The organism is Halomonas sp. Mc5H-6, from assembly GCF_024124705.1.
Taxonomy (GTDB): Bacteria; Pseudomonadota; Gammaproteobacteria; order Pseudomonadales; family Halomonadaceae; genus Vreelandella; species Vreelandella subterranea.
In genome coordinates, this window is the sequence record NZ_JAMXSI010000004.1 from 86,463 (window position 1) to 103,564 (window position 17,102).

At 58.9% G+C, this 17,102-nt stretch carries 17 protein-coding genes; 8 read left to right on the forward strand and 9 right to left on the reverse strand.

Features of this window, described 5'->3' with window-relative positions:
* Window positions 1–4 precede the first annotated feature (4 nt).
* The gene (locus NH395_RS07835) at window positions 5–3,148 is read left to right on the forward strand and encodes an efflux RND transporter permease subunit (protein WP_253023770.1); all 3,144 of its coding nucleotides are present in this window, start codon (window positions 5–7) and stop codon (window positions 3,146–3,148) included.
* Here NH395_RS07835 and trpC read toward each other — a convergent pair.
* Genes trpC through NH395_RS07850 form a run of 3 tightly spaced genes read right to left on the reverse strand, consistent with a single transcriptional unit; the run spans window position 3,145 to window position 5,616 of the window.
* Window positions 3,145–3,948 (reverse strand): indole-3-glycerol phosphate synthase TrpC, encoded by an 804-nt coding sequence (gene trpC, locus NH395_RS07840; RefSeq protein WP_066322131.1) that lies wholly within the window; start codon window positions 3,946–3,948, stop codon window positions 3,145–3,147. The genes NH395_RS07835 and trpC overlap by 4 nt on opposite strands.
* A gap of 40 nt (window positions 3,949–3,988) precedes the next feature.
* Window positions 3,989–5,008, reverse strand: coding sequence for an anthranilate phosphoribosyltransferase (gene trpD / locus NH395_RS07845; protein WP_253023771.1), 1,020 nt, complete (start codon window positions 5,006–5,008; stop codon window positions 3,989–3,991).
* Between the two features lie 35 nt (window positions 5,009–5,043).
* Window positions 5,044–5,616, reverse strand: a complete 573-nt coding sequence (locus NH395_RS07850) for an aminodeoxychorismate/anthranilate synthase component II (RefSeq protein WP_253023772.1) — start codon at window positions 5,614–5,616, stop codon at window positions 5,044–5,046.
* A gap of 304 nt (window positions 5,617–5,920) precedes the next feature.
* On the opposite strand from NH395_RS07850, the gene NH395_RS07855 reads away from it, so the two are divergent.
* Window positions 5,921–6,838: a zinc ABC transporter substrate-binding protein gene (locus tag NH395_RS07855; RefSeq protein WP_253023774.1), complete on the forward strand. Its 918-nt coding sequence runs from the start codon at window positions 5,921–5,923 to the stop codon at window positions 6,836–6,838.
* Between the two features lie 10 nt (window positions 6,839–6,848).
* Here the strand turns inward: NH395_RS07855 and NH395_RS07860 are convergent, their stop codons facing one another.
* Window positions 6,849–7,517 (reverse strand): phosphoglycolate phosphatase, encoded by a 669-nt coding sequence (locus NH395_RS07860; RefSeq protein ID WP_253023775.1) that lies wholly within the window; start codon window positions 7,515–7,517, stop codon window positions 6,849–6,851.
* Between the two features lie 149 nt (window positions 7,518–7,666).
* Here NH395_RS07860 and NH395_RS07865 point away from each other — a divergent pair, with 149 nt between their 5' ends.
* Window positions 7,667–8,965, forward strand: coding sequence for an NAD(P)/FAD-dependent oxidoreductase (locus tag NH395_RS07865; protein ID WP_253023776.1), 1,299 nt, complete (start codon window positions 7,667–7,669; stop codon window positions 8,963–8,965).
* Window positions 8,966–8,987: 22 nt separating this feature from the next.
* On the opposite strand, the gene rpe is transcribed toward NH395_RS07865, so the two are convergent.
* Window positions 8,988–9,683 carry a ribulose-phosphate 3-epimerase gene (gene rpe, locus NH395_RS07870; RefSeq protein ID WP_253023777.1) on the reverse strand — a complete coding sequence of 232 codons (696 nt, stop codon included), beginning with the start codon at window positions 9,681–9,683 and terminating at the stop codon, window positions 8,988–8,990.
* A 230-nt stretch (window positions 9,684–9,913) separates the two neighbouring features.
* Here rpe and cysP point away from each other — a divergent pair, with 230 nt between their 5' ends.
* From cysP to NH395_RS07890, 4 genes are read left to right on the forward strand one after another with little or no spacing between them, the layout of a single operon-like run.
* Entirely contained in the window at window positions 9,914–10,921 is a 1,008-nt protein-coding gene (gene cysP, locus NH395_RS07875; protein WP_253023778.1) for a thiosulfate ABC transporter substrate-binding protein CysP, read from the forward strand.
* A gap of 24 nt (window positions 10,922–10,945) precedes the next feature.
* Window positions 10,946–11,800, forward strand: a complete 855-nt coding sequence (cysT, locus tag NH395_RS07880; RefSeq protein WP_253023779.1) for a sulfate ABC transporter permease subunit CysT — start codon at window positions 10,946–10,948, stop codon at window positions 11,798–11,800.
* A complete protein-coding gene (gene cysW / locus NH395_RS07885) occupies window positions 11,800–12,627 on the forward strand; it encodes a sulfate ABC transporter permease subunit CysW (protein WP_253023780.1) in 828 nt (275 codons plus the stop codon). Before cysT ends, cysW begins: the two co-directional genes overlap by 1 nt.
* A complete protein-coding gene (locus NH395_RS07890) occupies window positions 12,624–13,718 on the forward strand; it encodes a TOBE-like domain-containing protein (RefSeq protein WP_253023781.1) in 1,095 nt (364 codons plus the stop codon). Before cysW ends, NH395_RS07890 begins: the two co-directional genes overlap by 4 nt.
* A 49-nt stretch (window positions 13,719–13,767) precedes the next feature.
* On the opposite strand, the gene NH395_RS07895 is transcribed toward NH395_RS07890, so the two are convergent.
* Window positions 13,768–14,352, reverse strand: coding sequence for an alpha-ketoglutarate-dependent dioxygenase AlkB (locus NH395_RS07895; protein ID WP_253023782.1), 585 nt, complete (start codon window positions 14,350–14,352; stop codon window positions 13,768–13,770).
* 210 nt (window positions 14,353–14,562) lie between these two features.
* Here NH395_RS07895 and NH395_RS07900 point away from each other — a divergent pair, with 210 nt between their 5' ends.
* Window positions 14,563–15,156 (forward strand): YajG family lipoprotein, encoded by a 594-nt coding sequence (locus tag NH395_RS07900; protein WP_253024032.1) that lies wholly within the window; start codon window positions 14,563–14,565, stop codon window positions 15,154–15,156.
* A gap of 41 nt (window positions 15,157–15,197) precedes the next feature.
* Here the strand turns inward: NH395_RS07900 and NH395_RS07905 are convergent, their stop codons facing one another.
* From NH395_RS07905 to NH395_RS07915, 3 genes are read right to left on the reverse strand one after another with little or no spacing between them, the layout of a single operon-like run.
* Entirely contained in the window at window positions 15,198–15,833 is a 636-nt protein-coding gene (locus tag NH395_RS07905; RefSeq protein ID WP_253023783.1) for a thiopurine S-methyltransferase, read from the reverse strand.
* 21 nt (window positions 15,834–15,854) lie between these two features.
* Complete coding sequence (locus tag NH395_RS07910; protein WP_253023784.1) at window positions 15,855–16,490, reverse strand: TIGR04211 family SH3 domain-containing protein; 636 nt, start codon at window positions 16,488–16,490, stop codon at window positions 15,855–15,857.
* Window positions 16,491–16,538: 48 nt separating this feature from the next.
* Window positions 16,539–16,865, reverse strand: coding sequence for a DUF1820 family protein (locus NH395_RS07915; RefSeq protein ID WP_066322166.1), 327 nt, complete (start codon window positions 16,863–16,865; stop codon window positions 16,539–16,541).
* Window positions 16,866–17,102 lie beyond the last annotated feature (237 nt).

The window sequence follows — 17,102 nt, forward strand, 5'->3', positions numbered from 1 at the left end:
ACGCATGTTTGCCGCCATTATCCGCCACGGTATTCTGGTCAGCGTGGTCACGCTGATTCTGTTGATTGTGGGCATCGCCGCCATCTGGCGGATCCCCGTGCAGATGATTCCCGACCTGGAAACCCGGGTGATTGGCGTCGAGACCCAGTGGGCGGGCGCCAACCCGCAGGACATCGAAAAAGATATCCTCATCGAGCAGGAAGAATACCTGCGTAACGTGCCCAACTTGCAGCGCATGGAGTCCACCGCCAGCAGTGGCAGCGCCGAAGTCGAGCTGGAATTTCCCTTTGGCGTCGACCTCACTGAAACCCTGATCCGGGTCAATAATGCCCTCAGCCAGGTGCCCTCCTACCCCAACAACGTCGACCAGCCGCGCATTGTCGCCAACTCGTTTTCGGCCAACGCCTTCATGTATTTCAATGTCGGCCCACGCGAAGGCAACCCTCGCCAGCTCGATATGCCCGCCATGCGTGATTATCTGGAAGATAACGTGCGCCCGCGCATGGAAAGCGTCAACGGGGTGTCGGAAGTCAACGTGTCCGGCGGTGCCGAACGCCAGATGCAACTGCTGCTCGACCCAGACGCCCTCGCCGCCCGCGATCTGAGTATCAGCGATATTCAAAGCGCGCTGGAAGAACGCAACCAGGATGTATCCGGCGGTAATCTGGAAAGTGGCAAGCGTCGTTATTTGCTGCGCACCGTAGGGCGCTTTGAAGATGTGCAAAGCCTTGAGGCACTGATCCTCAGGCGCCAGGGCGATGAAATCATTCGCCTCGGTGATGTCGCTGACGTACAGCAATCCTACGCTGAACTCACGTCACGATCGTATAACGCCGCTGGGGAGCCGGTGCTCAGCGTTCAGGTCCGCCGAGAGCCAGGCGCCAACGTGATCGATATCAAGCGTGACATGCTCGCAGAAGTCGAGGCGCTGAACGAGGGCCTGCTGGCCGAACAAGGCATGCAGATCACTCTCTCCAGCGACGACGTACGCTACGTGGAGTCATCGATTGCCAATGTCTGGGTCAATCTCGGCCTGGGGGCACTGTTCGCCACCCTGGTGATGTATGCCTTTCTACGTTCAGCGCGGGCCACCTTTGCCGGTGTTATCGGTATCCCCATCTGTACCATTGCCGCTTTTCTGGGCCTGCTACTGGCAGGACGCACCTTGAACGTGATTTCCCTGGCCGGGGTCGCCTTTGCCATCGGCATGACCATCGATAACACCATTGTGGTGCTCGAAAGCATTGAAACCCAGCGCCGCCGCGGGCTGGCACGTTTTCAGGCGGCGCTCGAGGGGGTCAAACAGGTCTGGTCGGCGGTGCTCGCCTCAACGCTGACGACGATTCTGGTATTTGTGCCGATCTTCTTTATCGAGCAGGAGGCCGGGCAACTCTACTCCGATATCGCCGTGGCCATCTCCACCTCGATCCTGATCTCGATGGTCGTTGCGATTACCGTTATTCCCACCCTGGGGGCGCATATCGATTTTCGCGGGCGCGAAAATGGCACTCCCCGCCGTCCGCAATGGATGAGCGCCTGCCTCTGGGTGGTGGATAACATGATCCAAAGCGCCGGGCGGCGGCTGGCTGCCATCGTGCTGGGGGTCGTCGGCGGCGTGGCGATCTTTGTCTGGCTGACGCCACCCGCGGAGTACCTGCCCGAAGGCGAAGAAGCCAAGACCTTTGCCAGCATGAATGCCCCTGCCAGTTACAACCTCGCCACCATGGACGAAATCGCGCAAACCCTGCAGCGTGAACTCGAACCCCATGTGGGTGCCGACCCGGCCGCCTTTGAACGCGGCGACACCGACGTTCCACCGATCCGCACCATGGGCATTCAGGCCGAAGCGCAGAGCCTGCGTATTATTGCCGAGACCATCGACCCCAATCATATTGAAGCGCTAATGGACGCGCTGACCGAGCGCTACGAGGCCTACCCGGATATGCGCGCCTTTGCCGCTCGCGGTTCGATCATTTCCAGCAACGATGGCGGCACGCGCAGCATCACCCTGGATATTGCGGGCAGTGATCTGGAAACGCTTTACGCCACGGCCAACCGCCTCTATGAACGCGCGGAGGCGGCCTTCGACAACCCGCGCATTCAGTCGCGCCCCTCTGCGCTCGATCTTGGCCAGCCACTGATCGAGGTCTACCCTGACTGGGCACGCGCCGCTGAGCTAGGCTTCGACACAGACGCCCTGGGCACCGCTATCGCGGTGCTGACCAACGGCGCCTATCTGGACGATTTCTATCTAGACGATGAGAAAATTGACCTTTATGGCTATGGTCCGGACGCAGGAGACATTGAACTCGACCAACTAGCCAGCCTGCCGCTTCATACCCCGACCGGCCTCAACGTACCGCTCAGTGACGTGGCGACTATTGAAGAAACCGTGGGCACCGCCACCATCCGCCGGGTCGATGGCCGACGTAGCGTGACCCTGGACGTGATTCCACCGCGCAGCGTAGCGCTCGAAGCGGGTATTGAACGGATGCAGCGCGAGGTGATCGCGCCAATGCGCGACGCAGGGGAGCTGCCGGGCGATATTGACGTGACGGTAACAGGTGCCGGAGATCAACTGGACGCCACCCGCCAGGCGTTAACCGGCAATGGCCTGATCGCCCTGGCGATTGTCTATCTGTTGCTGGTGGCGATTTTCAGCCACTGGGGCTACCCGCTGCTGATTCTGGCGACCATCCCCCTCGGCGCGGCCGGTGGCATCGTCGGGCTATGGCTGATGAATACCGTGGGCGCGGTGCTGCCGCGCGTTGGCCTGAACGCCATCAGCCAGCCGTTTGACATGATCACCATGCTGGGCTTCCTGATACTGATGGGCACCGTGGTCAACAATCCGATACTGGTCGTCCATCAGGCACGCGCCAACCTGCGCGAGACGTCCATGGGCGTGCGCGATGCCGTCTTCAATGCGGTGGAAAGCCGTTTGCGACCCATTGCCATGACCACGCTCACCACCCTATGCGGGCTCTCGCCACTGGTCTTTTTACCCGGCGAAGGCACCGAGCTTTACCGCGGTGTCGGTGCCATTGTGCTGTTCGGGCTGCTCGGCACGGCCATCGTCACCGTGACCTTCCTGCCCGCGCTGACCGTGGCGGTGTTGAGCTGGCGGACGAAGCCTCGGCAGGGCTAGAAAAACAGCCGACTGAGGGCGTCACCTGGGTCGGCTTCACGCATGAAGACCTCACCTACCAGAAAACCGTTAATTTCGTGATCCCGCATCAACTCCACGTCGTCCCGGGTATGGATGCCCGATTCGGTGATCACCGTAACCCCCTCTGGAATACCCGGCAGCAGTTCCAGCGTGGTGTTCAAACTGGTCTCGAAGGTATGCAGGTTGCGGTTGTTAATACCAATCAGCTTGAGATCCAGCGCCATGGCACGCGTCAGTTCGTCGGCATCGTGGACTTCTACCAACACGTCCATCCCCAGAGCGACGGCTTGCTGGTTCAGGTCGCGTAGCTGGGCGTCGTCGAGAGCGGCCACAATCAATAGAATACAGTCCGCGCCAATGGCGCGCGCCTCGGAAACCTGGTAGCCGTGGGTAATGAAATCCTTGCGAATCACCGGCAGCGAACAGGCATCCCGCGCGGCAATCAGGTAATCTTCGTGGCCCTGGAAAAAATCGGCATCGGTGAGAACCGATAGGCACGCCGCACCGCCCTGGGCGTAGCTTTTGGCGATATCCGACGGATGAAACGCCTCACGAATCACCCCTCTGGAAGGCGAGGCTTTTTTGATTTCAGCGATGATGGCCGGGTCGCCAGCGGCAATGCGTCGGTCCAGCGCATCGATAAAGCCCCGGGGGGCGCTCTGCTTTTCAGCCAGCGCCAGCAGGTCGGCTTCCGAGACGGCCTGGCGGCGCTCGGTCACTTCCTGGTCCTTGCGGTCCAGAATGCGCGTTAAAATAGTCGGCGTTGCCTGTTGAGTCATGAGGGTCTCTTCTTGTTTAAAACTTACCTTGTTTAAGGGCCTACTGCTTAAAAACGCTGGTGAAGTGGGACAATTCTTTAAGCTTTTCAAGCGGTAACTTGGAGGCCTGGGCATCCTGGGCCAACATCACGCCCTCTTTCAAGCTATCCGCCACGCCCGCGCAATACAGCGCCGCGCCAGCATTCAGCGCGACCATGTCCGCCGCCGCATCCTCACCGCTCAGTGCCGCTTTTACCAGCCGCAAGCTATCTTCCGCGCTGGTGGCCTTGAGGGTGGCCAGGCTCTGACGCTCGATGCCGAAGTCCTCTGGATTAATGGTGTACTGGGTAATCTCGCCGTCTTTTAGCTCCGCCACCTGGGTCGGGGCGGCCAGCGAAATTTCATCCAGGCCGTCTTCGGAATGCACCACCAGCACGTGGCGGCTGCCGAGTTTCTTAAGCACTTCTGCCATCAGCGGCACCAGCGACGGCGCATAGACACCCAGCACTTGATTGGGCGCGCTGGCCGGGTTGGTCAACGGTCCGAGGATATTAAACAGCGTACGTACGCCCATTTCACGGCGCGGGCCGATGGCATGGCGCATCGCCGGGTGGTGATTGGGGGCAAACATGAACCCGACCCCCACTTGCTCGATACAACGGGCAACCTGCTCAGGCTTTAGATCGAGGTAAATGTCCGCCACGTCGAAGAGATCGGCACTGCCAGACGACGATGACACGCTGCGGTTGCCGTGCTTGGCCACATGAGCGCCAGCGGCAGCAGCGACAAAGCTGGCGGCGGTAGACACGTTGAACAGGTTGGCGCCATCACCGCCGGTGCCGACGATATCCACGATGTTGTCGACATCCAGTTCAACCCGCTTCATCAGCTCCCGCATCACCTGGGCGGCAGCGCTGATTTCGACAGCGCTCTCGCCTTTCATGGCGAGCCCCACCAGCAGACCGCCAATCTGGGCATCGGACGCTTCACCGGTCATGATCTGGCGCATCAGCGCGTGCATGGCGTCGAAAGAGAGGTCTTCGCGGCGCATCACCGCGTTAATTGCGTCTCGCATTTGCATGAACAGGAAAGCCCCTAAAGCTGTATTACCGGCGATCAGCCGCGTTGTAAAAAGTTGGCCAGTAGCGCATGGCCTTGACGGGTAAGGATGGATTCAGGATGAAACTGGACGCCTTCGACATCGAGCTCCCGGTGGCGCAGGCCCATGATAACGCCTGGCGTCACGTCGTCATCCGCGGTCAAGGCGGTTATCTCCAGGCAGTCGGGCAGGCGTTGCTTGTCCACCACCAGCGAATGATAACGGGTCACTTCCAGCGGATTTTCCAGACCGGCAAACACCCCTTGGTTATCATGTTCCACCGCTGAGGTCTTGCCATGCATGACCTCCGGGGCGCGCACCACATGGCCGCCGTAGACCTGGCCAATGGCCTGATGCCCCAGACACACCCCCAATACCGGCAGTGTGCCAGCAAAATGCTCAATGGCCGACAGGGAAATCCCCGCCTCGTTGGGCGTACAGGGGCCTGGTGATATGACCAGATGCGTTGGAGCGAGTGCCGCCATCTGCTCGATGGTGATCTCGTCATTACGGTAGGTCACGACATCAGCGCCCAGCTCGACCAGGTACTGGACGATGTTAAACGTGAAGCTGTCATAGTTGTCCAGCATAAGGACGCGCTTCGCGACCTTCCCCTGCGCCATTGGCTACTTGCTCCGTCAAGGTAAAACGATCATTAATAACTGCTCTACCGCGATGATACCCCAACCCGATGTGTCAGTGCAGGGATTAAGAAGGCGACCGGGGGACGTTGACGCCGGGACACCCACGGTAACACGCTATGCTGTTAAAATATGGCTTACCAACCTCGTGATAATGCCACGTTTGCGGTACGCCTCTAAGCTAACAGGCGCTAGTATCGCGGCATAACAATCTTTATTATCAGTCGCTTTTCAAGAGAGTCAGGAGCGTGGGATGCGTAACAACGTCATGAAATGGGGGCTGCTGCTGTTGGCATTGATGATCGCCAGCCCCTCGGCCACGGCGCAAACCTCGCTTCGGGTGGTGGCATCATTTTCGGTGATCGCTGAACTGGTCAAAAGCGTGGCAGGCGACGCGGTTAGCGTGGATGTGATAGTCCCGCCCGATGAAGACGTCCACCGCTGGGAGCTGACCCCGCCCAATGTGCTGGCACTGGAAGAAACCGATCTGGTCATTTACAACGGCCTGGAATTGGAGCCCTGGCTGCGCGATGTAAAAGCCATCGTGGAAGATGATCTGCCCATGGTGGCCTTGGCCGAGCATGCAGACTACCCGGCGCTGCCGCTTACCTCTGGCCGTTATCAAGGCTACGCCAACCCCCACATGTGGATGGCCCCCGAAGGGGCCGCCGCCTATGTGGACGTTATCGCCGACACCCTGTCAAAGCATGCGCCGGACCATGCTGACGCCTTCGATCAACGCGCCGCTGATCTCAAGCAGTCGCTGAATGAGCTTGACGCCGAGCTTGAAGAGCGCCTGGGCGGTATCCCCCAGACCAACAGGACCCTGGTAACCAGCGAAGCCGGCCTTGCCTACTTCGCCGATGCTTACGCGTTCGATTACGATGCCTTATGGGGCGTTAACCACGAAGCCATGGGGACGGCCGCTGCGATGGCTCGCATGCAGGCCAAGCTGGCCGAGAAACGACCACCCGGCCTGTTTTTTGAGAACACTACGCCTAAGATTCACATGGACGCCCAGGCACGTTATGCCGATCTTCCCCTGGCAGGACCGCTCTACGTGGATGCCCTGAGCGGCAGTGACGGCCCGGCATCCAGCTACGCTGACATGCTGCGCCACAACGCGGAACAGTTGCACGCCACCTTGGGCGGTGCCAGAGAAGAAGACTAGCAGCCTCCCATCAGGCGATCATTTCGTCGAGTGACGAGAGTACGGCATCAGGGTCGCTGTGGCTGATCGGTTTGCCGTGATTATAGCCATAGGGCAGCGCCAGGGTCGTAAACCCGGCGGCTTTACCCGCTTCGATATCATGACGTGAATCCCCCACCATCATGCAATCGCCGGGTGTCACACCGCAGGCTTTAGCCGCGTACAACAGCGGCAACGGGGAAGGCTTTTTCTCCGCCAGGGAATCACCGCCCAGGCACAGAGCAAAGCAGGCGTTAAGATCGAAATGCTCCAAAATAGGCACAATAAAGCGCTCTGGCTTATTGGTGATCAGCACCAGCATATAGCCTGCTTCGTGCAGCGTTGTCAGCGCCTGTTTCACGCCGGGGTACAAGGCGGTCAGCTGATTCGGGGCCGCCGCGTAATGGTGTAAAAAACCCGCGTAAGCACGATCAAGAAGTAGAGTATCGGGTGGCGCGCCCAACGCCCAGGTCAATGCGCGCTCAACCAGCACGGCCGCGCCGTTTCCCACCCAGTCGCGAACGTTATCTGGCGATGGCATTGCCAGTCCCTGGTCGGCCAGCGCATGGGCAACCGCGACCGTTAGATCGGGTACCGAATCGATGAGCGTACCATCGAGGTCAAAAGCAATCAGACGCTTGCCATGAAGAAGTGGGTGCAAGTGGCCATCCTTATCTGCGTGAAGAGTCAACGAAAGCTCGCTTCAGAGCCAGCCCTGAGAATCGGCTTTGCTATATGAACCGCGGCTTACATTCGTCACTACCGCGAGAAACCTCTATGATGAATATCATTTAAGTCAAGGAGTAAGACATGAGCCTTCCTACCATCGTGATCGTTGGCGGCGGTGCTGGCGGTCTGGCGCTGGCAACCCAGTTGGGACGTAAGCTTGGCAAGCCTGAGCGGGCCAATGTGGTCTTGCTCGATCGCAATACGACCCACGTCTGGAAGCCGCTGCTGCACGAATTAGCCACCGGGGTACTGAATTCCAGCATGGACGAGGTTGATTACCGCGGCCATTCGTCGGCGCATCATTACCGCTATCAGCGTGGCTCGCTGTCCGGCATTGATCGCCAGGCCAAGCAGCTGCATCTAGCGCCTGTTGTGGATGAACAAGGCGAAGAGGTTCTTCCCGCAAGACAGCTGGGCTACGACTACCTGGTCATGGCCCTTGGCAGCGTGTCCAACGACTTTGGCACGCCAGGGGTTGCCGAGCACTGCCATTTTATCGATTCGCCCCAGCAAGCCAAGGCGTTTCAGCGCGACATGATCAATACCTTCCTGCGCTACACCGACCCGACGCTGCGCCAGCATCCCCAGTTGACCATCGGTATAGTGGGCGGTGGCGCCACCGGGGTGGAACTGGCCGCCGAACTGTTTGACGCCTCAAGGATGCTCAACGCCTACGGGGTGACCGCCACCGACCACCAGCAGATCAGCGTCCACCTGTTAGAGGCTGCGCCCCGCCTGCTTCCCGGACTCTCCGAGCGTATCAGCCAAACCGTCCAGCAGGAACTGGAGAGCATGGGCGTGACGATCCACGTGGGCACGGCGGTCAAGGAGGCACAGGCTAACTGTCTTGTGACGGGCGATGGCGACGTGATCGAAACCGATCTCAACGTCTGGGCGGCGGGCATCAAGGCACCGCCGTTTCTCGCCGAGCAGGGGCTTTCGACTAATAACAAAAATCAGATCAAGGTGGCGAAAACGCTGCAAAGCGTCGATGACCCGGCAATCTTTGCCCTTGGCGACTGTGCCGACTGCCCACAGGGGGATAACAGCGCCGTACCACCGCGTGCCCAGGCCGCTCACCAGCAGGCCAAGCTCCTGGCCAAGAACCTGATCAACCAGTTGGAAGGCAAGCCGCTTCGCGAGTTTCACTATCGGGATCACGGCTCGCTGGTATCGCTGGCCCGCTACGATGCCGTCGGCAGCCTGATGCGCAGCTCTGCATCACGCGGGCTATTCCTGGAAGGCTGGCTGGCACGCCGTGCCTATGCGTCACTCTACCGTATGCACCAGCTATCGATTCACGGCGCGCCAAAGACCGGCCTTGCCTGGCTGGTCGATAAGCTCAATCGCTACCTGAAACCACGCATGAAGCTGCATTAAGTCCTGGTATCCAGTACGGGTATCAAGTACGGGCAATCGCCTCGCGTAGCTGCCGGATCACGGAGTCATAGCCGTGCGGGTCACTTTGCTGGTGTGCATTAAAGATTGCCGACCCGGCGACGAAGGTATCCGCCCCGGCAGCGGCAATCTCGGCGATGTTATCGGCCTTGACACCGCCGTCGACCTCCAGGCGAATCGCGCGCCCTGACGCATCAATCCGAGCGCGCGCATCGCGCAGCTTATCCAGCGTCCCGGGAATGAACGACTGCCCGCCAAAACCGGGGTTGACGCTCATCAGCAGCACCATGTCGACCTTATCCATCACGTAATCGAGATAGGTCAGCGGCGTTGCCGGGTTGAATACCAGCCCGGCTTTGCAGCCGCTGTCACGTATCAGTTGCAGCGAGCGATCGATATGCTCGGAGGCTTCCGGGTGAAAGGTGATATAGCTGGCCCCCGCCTCGATAAAATCGCTGATCATGCGATCCACCGGCTTGACCATGAGGTGCACATCGATGGGGGCTGTCACGCCGTGTTGGCGTAATGCCTTGCACACCATCGGGCCAATGGTGAGATTGGGCACATAGTGATTATCCATGACATCGAAGTGGACGATATCCGCCCCCGACGCAAGCACGTTGTCCACCTCTTCGCCAAGGCGGGCAAAGTTGGCGGAAAGAATCGAGGGGGCAATTAAACAATCACGCACAGACGTCATATCAACATTCCTGCTTTGCCAAAGTAAGTAAACAACGGCCATTACCGCTTTCAAGGGTCTGCATATTACCAGATGCGTCGCGCAACGGGGTTTGTCAGGCATTGTCTTTAATTTATATTCCAAAAAAGAATATAAAACACAATTGTAATTCCACAATAACAGGTTTAAGCTTGCTAACTATATTATCGACACCAGTTGCCAACACTGGCTTGGTTATTAAGGAGCTTAAGATGTCATTTTCCGTTTTCCGTCGCAGCGTCTTGGCGCTGGCCATCGGCGCCACGCTTTCAACCCCGGCCGTTGCCCAGGAGCGTGAACTGCTGAACTCTTCTTACGATATTGCCAGGGAGCTGTTTGCCGAGATCAACCCCAAGTTTGAAGCCTGGTGGGCAGAGGAGCACGGCGAAGACATTGAAGTCAGTCAATCCCACGGCGGTTCCTCCGCTCAGGCACGTGCGATCATGCAGGGCCTGCGTGCTGACGTCGTGACGTTTAACCAGGTGACCGACGTTAACGTTCTTGCTGAAGCGGGACTGGTCGACGAAGACTGGCAGGATGCGTTTGAAAATAACGCTTCGCCCTACTATTCCACCACCGCCTTTTTGGTGCGCAAGGATAACCCCAAGGATATCGAGAACTGGGACGACCTGGTTAAAGAAGACGTTGAAATCGTTTTTCCCAACCCGAAAACCTCGGGCAACGGTCGCTACACTTACCTGGCCGCCTGGGGCTTTGCCGACGAGCAATTTGACGGCGACGAAGAACAGATTCAGGACTTCATGCGTACCTTCCTGGCTAACGTCGAGGTCTTCGACACTGGCGGCCGCGGTGCCACCACCAGCTTTATCGAACGCGGGATCGGTGATGTACTGATCAGCTTCGAGTCAGAGGTGAATAACATTCGCAAGGAATACGGCAGCGATGATTACGCAGTGATCGTGCCGCCTACCAGCATCCTGGCTGAGTTCCCCGTGGCCGTCGTGGACGAAAACGCTGAACGAAATGGTAACAGCGACCTGGCGCAAAGCTACCTGGAATACCTCTACCGTGAGGACACCCAGCGGCTGCTGGCAGGTTTCAACTACCGTGTACACCATGAGGCGGTAGTCGAAGAATTTGCCGACCAGTTCCCCGAAACCAACCTGCTGAAAGTGGAAGATGTGTTCGGTAGCTGGCCAGAAGCGATGGAAACGCACTTTGAAGGTGGCGGCATGCTGGACCAGCTTCAGCGCCGCTAATTCTCAAATTCGCCGGACTGAGCCATGAGCCACTTCGCCCTTCGACACTCCGGCAGCGCGCGCGTGCTGCCGGGTTTTGGTCTTTCCATGGGTATCAGCGTGCTGTTTATCTCGCTGGTACTGCTTCTGCCCATTACCGGGTTGTTTGGCCAACTCGCCGGACTGAGCTTCGCTGAATACTGGGCAATCATCACTGAAGGCCGTGTCGTCGCCAGTTACATGGTGACCATTGGGGCGGCCGCCGTCGCGGCGTTGGTCAATGCCGTCTTTGGCCTGCTGCTGGCCTGGGTGCTGGTCCGTTATGACTTCACCGGCAAACGACTGCTCGACGCACTGATGGATTTGCCCTTCGCCTTACCCACGGCAGTGGCTGGCATTACCCTGGCCACACTCTACGCGAGTAGTGGCTGGATGGGCGGCTGGCTGGAGTCACTGGGGTTCCAGGTTGCCTACACCTGGGTCGGCATTGCCCTGGCCATGGCGTTCACCAGCATCCCGTTTGTGGTGCGCACCGTGCAGCCCGTACTCGAAGACATGCCAGCCGAAGTCGATGAGGCGGCGATGTCACTGGGCGCCACTGACGGTGTCGCGTTTCGTCGGGTTATCATGCCCCACTTATGGCCTGCCCTAGTGACCGGTACAGGGCTTGCGTTTGTGCGCTCACTCGGCGAGTTCGGTGCCATTATCTTTATCGCTGGCAATATGCCTTACGAAACCGAGATCACCGCGCTGATGATCTTCGTCAAGCTGCAGGAGTACGACTACGCGGGGGCCTCGGCAATCGCCTCGGTAGTGCTGTTTATCTCGCTTACCCTGTTGCTTGCGATCAATGTCTGGCAGGGGCGGTTCATTCGCCGCTTGCATGGAGGTAAGGGGTAATGCGTCGGATTGGTGATGCACCACTCGTCCGCCGCCTGCTGATTGCAGCGGCGGTGGGCCTTTCGGGGCTCTTTCTACTGCTGCCGCTGGTCGCCATTTTCGCTCAGGCCTTCTCGCAGGGTGTCAGTGTGTTCTGGTCAAACGTCAGCGACTTCTACACCCTGCACGCCATTGGCCTGACGCTGGGCATTGCCCTGCTGACGATCCCGGTTTGCCTGGTGTTCGGGGTGGCGCTGGCCTGGCTGGTAACGCGTTTCAGCTTTCCTGGCCGACGCCTGCTACAAACGCTGATTGATATCCCATTCGCGGTATCGCCTGTCGTTGCCGGGCTTATCTACCTGCTGTTATACGGGCGCAACGGCTGGATCGGCAGTTGGTTGGACAGCTACGATATTCAGCTGATGTTCGCCTGGCCGGGGATACTGATGGTGACCATCTTTGTCACCTGCCCCTTCGTCGCCCGGGAGCTGATCCCCTTGATGCAGGCACAGGGCTCGCGCGAGGAAGAAGCGGCCGTGACGCTCGGCGCTTCAGGGTGGACAACGTTCCGTCGCGTCACCCTGCCCAACATCCGCTGGGCACTGCTTTACGGCATCATTCTCACCAACGCCCGCGCGGTGGGTGAGTTTGGGGCCGTCTCGGTGGTATCCGGGGCGATTCGTGGCCAGACCAACACCCTGCCCCTGCACCTTGAGCAGCTTTATCAGGATTACAACGCCGTGGGGGCCTTTGCCTGCGCGGCCTTACTCGCATTGATTGCCCTACTGACGCTCGCCGCCAAGGCGGGACTGGAATGGCGCGCGTCGCGCCGGGAGGCATTTGCATGAGCATTCGCTTACACAATATCGCCAAACACTTTGGCGCGACTCAAGCCCTGGAGCCGATCAACCTGGATATCCAGGAAGGCGAGCTGGTCGGCCTGCTGGGGCCCTCCGGCTCGGGCAAGACCACTCTGCTGCGCATCATTGCAGGGCTTGAAACCGCCGACCACTCCCCGACTCCTGGCAAGATTTTATTCGGCGAGCGCGACGTGACCCACGTGCATGTCCGTGACCGGCGGATTGGCTTCGTGTTTCAACATTACGCCCTGTTCCGGCACATGAGCGTCTACGACAACGTCGCGTTTGGCTTGACCGTCATGCCGCGTGCCAAGCGGCCATCTGCCCAGGACATTCGCGCCCGGGTGTATCGTCTGCTCGAAATGGTCAAACTCGAAGCCTTTGCCAACCGCTACCCGGCGCAGCTCTCCGGCGGCCAGCAACAGCGCGTGTCACTGGCCCGTGCGCTGGCCGTCGAGCCGGATGTGCTGCTGCTTGACGAGCCGTTTGGCGCGCTCGATGCCAAAGTGCGCCAGGAGCTGCGCCGCTGGCTGCGTCATCTGCACGAAGAATTCAACTTCACCAGCGTGTTTGTTACCCACGACCAGGAAGAAGCCCTTGAGCTTTCGGACCGCGTCGTCGTAATGAGCAATGGACGTATTGAGCAGATCGATACGCCGGAAACCCTCTACCGGGCACCCCAAAACCGCTTTGTGTTTGAGTTTCTCGGCGACGTCAATTACCTGGAAGGCAAGGTACACAACGGCACGCTCACCTGCGGCGACGCGCACCTGGCGGTGGACCTGCCGGACGGCGACGCGGAATTGCTGCTGCGGCCCCATGAAATCCGCCTCGCCGAGCAGCCCACCCCGGAGAGTCACCTGCCGGTGACGATCACCGCGATCTCCCCCGTGGGCGCTGAAGTCCGGGTAGAACTGGAAGCTGACTGGCTGGCAGAGCCCTGGTTGGCCACTGTCCGTCATGCCGACTTCAACCGCCTGGCATTGCGCCGTGGGCAAAGGCTTTACGCCCATCCGCGGCATTGGCGACGCTTCCCCGAAGCGACTGAAAAGGCAATGGCGCAAACTCACCCTGCCTAGCAAAACGGCTGCCCCAAACGGGCAGCCGTTTTCTGGTGAATTCCCTACCTTAGAAGCGCATCTGCCTAAACGTCAGATTCACCCGTGGGTCCGTCGACTTCTTGGTTTTAGGAAGGCTATGCAGCCAGTTTTTCTGAGTACTGCCTTTCATGATCAGCAAGCTGCCGTGCTCAAGGCTCAGCGACAACCGCTCGCCGGTGACTTTATGCTTGAAGGAAAATCGTCTCGCGCTGCCTAGCGTCAACGACCCGATCGCCCCCTCTTCAACCAGCTCTTTTTCGCCATCGCTGTGCCACCCCATGCCTTCATCGCCTGAGCTATAAAAATTACACAGACATGAGTTGAAGCTATCACCGCTGCTTCTCTCCACCCGCTGTTTTATCTCGCACAAGAAATCAGGCCACACCAACGCCGTCTTGGTATACCCGGAGTACGTATAAGAGACGGGTTCATCCGCATACCAGGCCACCTTCCTCTGGGTCACGATCTCTTTGCCAAACATGAACGCACGATCATGCGCCCAGCTCAGCTGACGGATGCATTGCGCCAGATAACGATCCGCCGTGCCGGCGTCGAGGATTTGTCCGTGGTAATAGGCTTCCCCGTCCTGCGGCAGCAGGTTGATCAACTTCATTTCATCGTTTTCGAACAGGTCCGTATACGCCATCGCAATGCCTGGTTGGTCTCCATGGAGCGAAGCCAGCTTTGCACCACTGCGAAGAGTGGCTCACGGCCAGCGGTTAAAAACAACGTAGCAAACCCGTATCCCCTGGACATACCGCTTGCGCACTAGCAGCGTTATACTGGTGTTTTGATGACAGTTTCAACCACAGCGGAGAACCCCATGCTACGGCGTCATTTGCTCTCTTTATCTGCCACCTTGCTGGCCACGGTGTGGCTTGCAGGCTGTGCCAGCCCCCACTACCTGCAGCTTTCCCCCGAACGCACCGCCAAGGTTCCTTCGGTCGGTCAGGGGCAGGAAGTGACTGTTCTGGCGCAGGATGGCCGCGACAGCGAGGTGATTGGCAACCGTGCAGGCGGCGGCATGTCCACCGCGCAAATCACCGTCAACAGCCATGAAATCATCCCGCGCTTGCAGCAGGAAGCCGAGCGGGCAGTCGCCGACATGGGCTTTACACCCACCCGGCAAGCCGCCGATGGACGCCCCAGCCTGACGCTGGAGCTGGCAAGCCTCACCTATGCGCAGGGCAACAGCGATCAGCCATTGATCGACGAAGCTCGGATCGAGGGGGTGCTACGCGCCATCGCTCGCAATGACGGCACTACCTATACGGGCACCTACACATCCCGGCGCAATCAGGAATACGCGGTCAAACCTGACAAGGATACCAATACGCGCATGCTTAACGATCTACTCAGCGATGCGCTGAATCGCGCCTTCAGTGACCAGGACCTCGGCCAACTGCTGGCCCGCTAAGCTTGGTCGCTGTTGATTTAGTGATTTAGTGCGTCAGCCGTTTATGGCTCCAACGGTCCTCGACGCACTAAATGCCATACGGTTTCCGATAGCCCGCGCTCATCCGGCTCGACCTCTTCCATCAGCGACACCCGGAAGTTGGGCATGAACAGCGCCTCAACTTCCTGAGGCGGTACGCTATAAGGAGGCCCGCCGCCTTCGCCCTGATGGGACACGCTGACCAGCAGCCCCTTGGCCCCCGGCGGCGTCAGTTGGGCAAGATGAAACGCATAACGCTGGCGCGTTGCTTCGGGCAGGGCAATCAGCGCTGCGCGATCGTAAAAGGCGCCGATTTCGCTCGCCTGCTGGATGTGCAAGTGAAAGAAATCGCCGCACCAAAGCTCGATATTGCCCTGGCGGCTTATGTTGAACCCTGCCTGCTGGTAACGCGATACCGGGGCCGATGACTGGGCAAGAAACTGTTCGATTGCCTCGGGCGCCAACTCAACACCCAGCACGGGATGCCTCGCTTCGGCAAGCCAACGCATATCCAGCGTTTTACCGCACAAGGGCACAAGTACCTTGGCGTGGTCAGGCACGCCCAGCGATGGCCAGTAATGTGTCAGCGCGGGGTGTGGCTGGGGCAAATGAAAGCCAATACGCCCTTCCTGCCACCGAGCCCGCCAGAGATCCGTCATTTTTGGTCGCCCAAGCGTTAATTAAAACCAGCGATCGCGTTTTTTACGCCGACGTGGCAGGTGAGGCACGATAAGCCCGACAACCAGGCCTGCCCCGGCAACGCCCCCGCCATACATGAAGTAACGTAGCAGCAGGTCTTCTTCCTGGGTATCAAGCCGTGCTTGCAAGGCGCGCAACTGCTCGCTCGACTCGTCAACATTACGGCTCAGCTGGTCGTTACGCGTTTCCAGTTCATCAATGCGCTGTTGACGGGCTTCCAGGGTATCGCGCATGGTGGCCACGCGCTGCTCCCATTCCTCGTTGATACCGTCTAACTCATCGGTAAGCGCGGCCACCCGTGACTCGAGTTCTGGCAGTTGCTCGGTGGCACTGGGCGTTTCCTGCAGCTCATCGCTCAAAATCCATACGGCATCGCCCCCGTCACCGCGCACGCGGGTGTAATCGCCGCTGGTTTCTAGCACCTCAACCTGTTCGCCGGCATTCAGCGTCCCCACAATGCGGTAACCATCCGTGGGGCCACTGCGCACATAGGTCGAAAGTTCATCGGTTACCCAGGCCTCATTTCCCGATTGAGCAACCCCATTGACACTCCAAACACTGACTAATACACCGGCGGCAACCGCCCGGTAACGATGACAAAATTGAGCTATCTGCATGACGTAATGTCCTGATTAAGTCACTGCCCCTCGGCAGCACTAACGTGTCTAATCTCCGCGCGGTGGGAGTGAAAACGGACGAGGAAACTCCGCCACCTGCGCGTCGCTTTTAACGGCTTTCAAAGGCCCCTCGCGCTCCACTTCATCAATACGCACGATTGCGTTGAGCGGGAGGTAACTTCGCTTGACGCCTTCGAAGGTGCGCTGCAATTTTTCGCTTGCCGGGTCGATTACCACCCTCGAGGCATCTTCAAAGACAAACTCCTCGACTTCAATAAAGCCCCAGAGTTCGCTTTGAAATATCTCGCGCACGTATAAATCCCAAATTTCACCCTGCTGGTGCACCACCACTCGGTAAATCGGCTTGGCCGCCATCTTGGCCTTTTCCTCTTGCCGCTGAAACGTTCATTTAGCGGTGAAGCTTAACATATTCCTGTCTGCCAGCGTTTGCTGGACGGACAACCGTTACATGGCCGCCATCACCGCTTGAGTGTAGGGTAGGAATGCCTGTTTGATGTTTTCTCTCCCAACCGGCGCGCATTACCCATGCCCAGGGGGCCAAACAGGTGCTACCCCACGCTGGCTGGCGCTTCAATGTCATCGTCGAAAGTT

Excerpts from the sequence above, each read along its gene's own strand:
- NH395_RS07855 (WP_253023774.1), top strand. The coding sequence starts at position 5,921 with ATGCGTAACAACGTCATGAAATGGGGGCTGCTGCTGTTGGCATTGATG.
- NH395_RS07900 (WP_253024032.1), top strand. The coding sequence starts at position 14,563 with ATGCTACGGCGTCATTTGCTCTCTTTATCTGCCACCTTGCTGGCCACG.
- NH395_RS07915 (WP_066322166.1), bottom strand. The coding sequence starts at position 16,865 with ATGGCGGCCAAGCCGATTTACCGAGTGGTGGTGCACCAGCAGGGTGAA.
- NH395_RS07850 (WP_253023772.1), bottom strand. The coding sequence starts at position 5,616 with ATGCTGGACAACTATGACAGCTTCACGTTTAACATCGTCCAGTACCTG.
- NH395_RS07835 (WP_253023770.1), top strand. The coding sequence starts at position 5 with ATGTTTGCCGCCATTATCCGCCACGGTATTCTGGTCAGCGTGGTCACG.
- NH395_RS07910 (WP_253023784.1), bottom strand. The coding sequence starts at position 16,490 with ATGCAGATAGCTCAATTTTGTCATCGTTACCGGGCGGTTGCCGCCGGT.
- trpC (WP_066322131.1), bottom strand. The coding sequence starts at position 3,948 with ATGACTCAACAGGCAACGCCGACTATTTTAACGCGCATTCTGGACCGC.
- cysW (WP_253023780.1), top strand. The coding sequence starts at position 11,800 with ATGCGTCGGATTGGTGATGCACCACTCGTCCGCCGCCTGCTGATTGCA.
- cysT (WP_253023779.1), top strand. The coding sequence starts at position 10,946 with ATGAGCCACTTCGCCCTTCGACACTCCGGCAGCGCGCGCGTGCTGCCG.
- rpe (WP_253023777.1), bottom strand. The coding sequence starts at position 9,683 with ATGACGTCTGTGCGTGATTGTTTAATTGCCCCCTCGATTCTTTCCGCC.
- NH395_RS07905 (WP_253023783.1), bottom strand. The coding sequence starts at position 15,833 with ATGACGGATCTCTGGCGGGCTCGGTGGCAGGAAGGGCGTATTGGCTTT.
- NH395_RS07895 (WP_253023782.1), bottom strand. The coding sequence starts at position 14,352 with ATGAAGTTGATCAACCTGCTGCCGCAGGACGGGGAAGCCTATTACCAC.
- trpD (WP_253023771.1), bottom strand. The coding sequence starts at position 5,008 with ATGCAAATGCGAGACGCAATTAACGCGGTGATGCGCCGCGAAGACCTC.
- NH395_RS07865 (WP_253023776.1), top strand. The coding sequence starts at position 7,667 with ATGAGCCTTCCTACCATCGTGATCGTTGGCGGCGGTGCTGGCGGTCTG.
- NH395_RS07890 (WP_253023781.1), top strand. The coding sequence starts at position 12,624 with ATGAGCATTCGCTTACACAATATCGCCAAACACTTTGGCGCGACTCAA.
- cysP (WP_253023778.1), top strand. The coding sequence starts at position 9,914 with ATGTCATTTTCCGTTTTCCGTCGCAGCGTCTTGGCGCTGGCCATCGGC.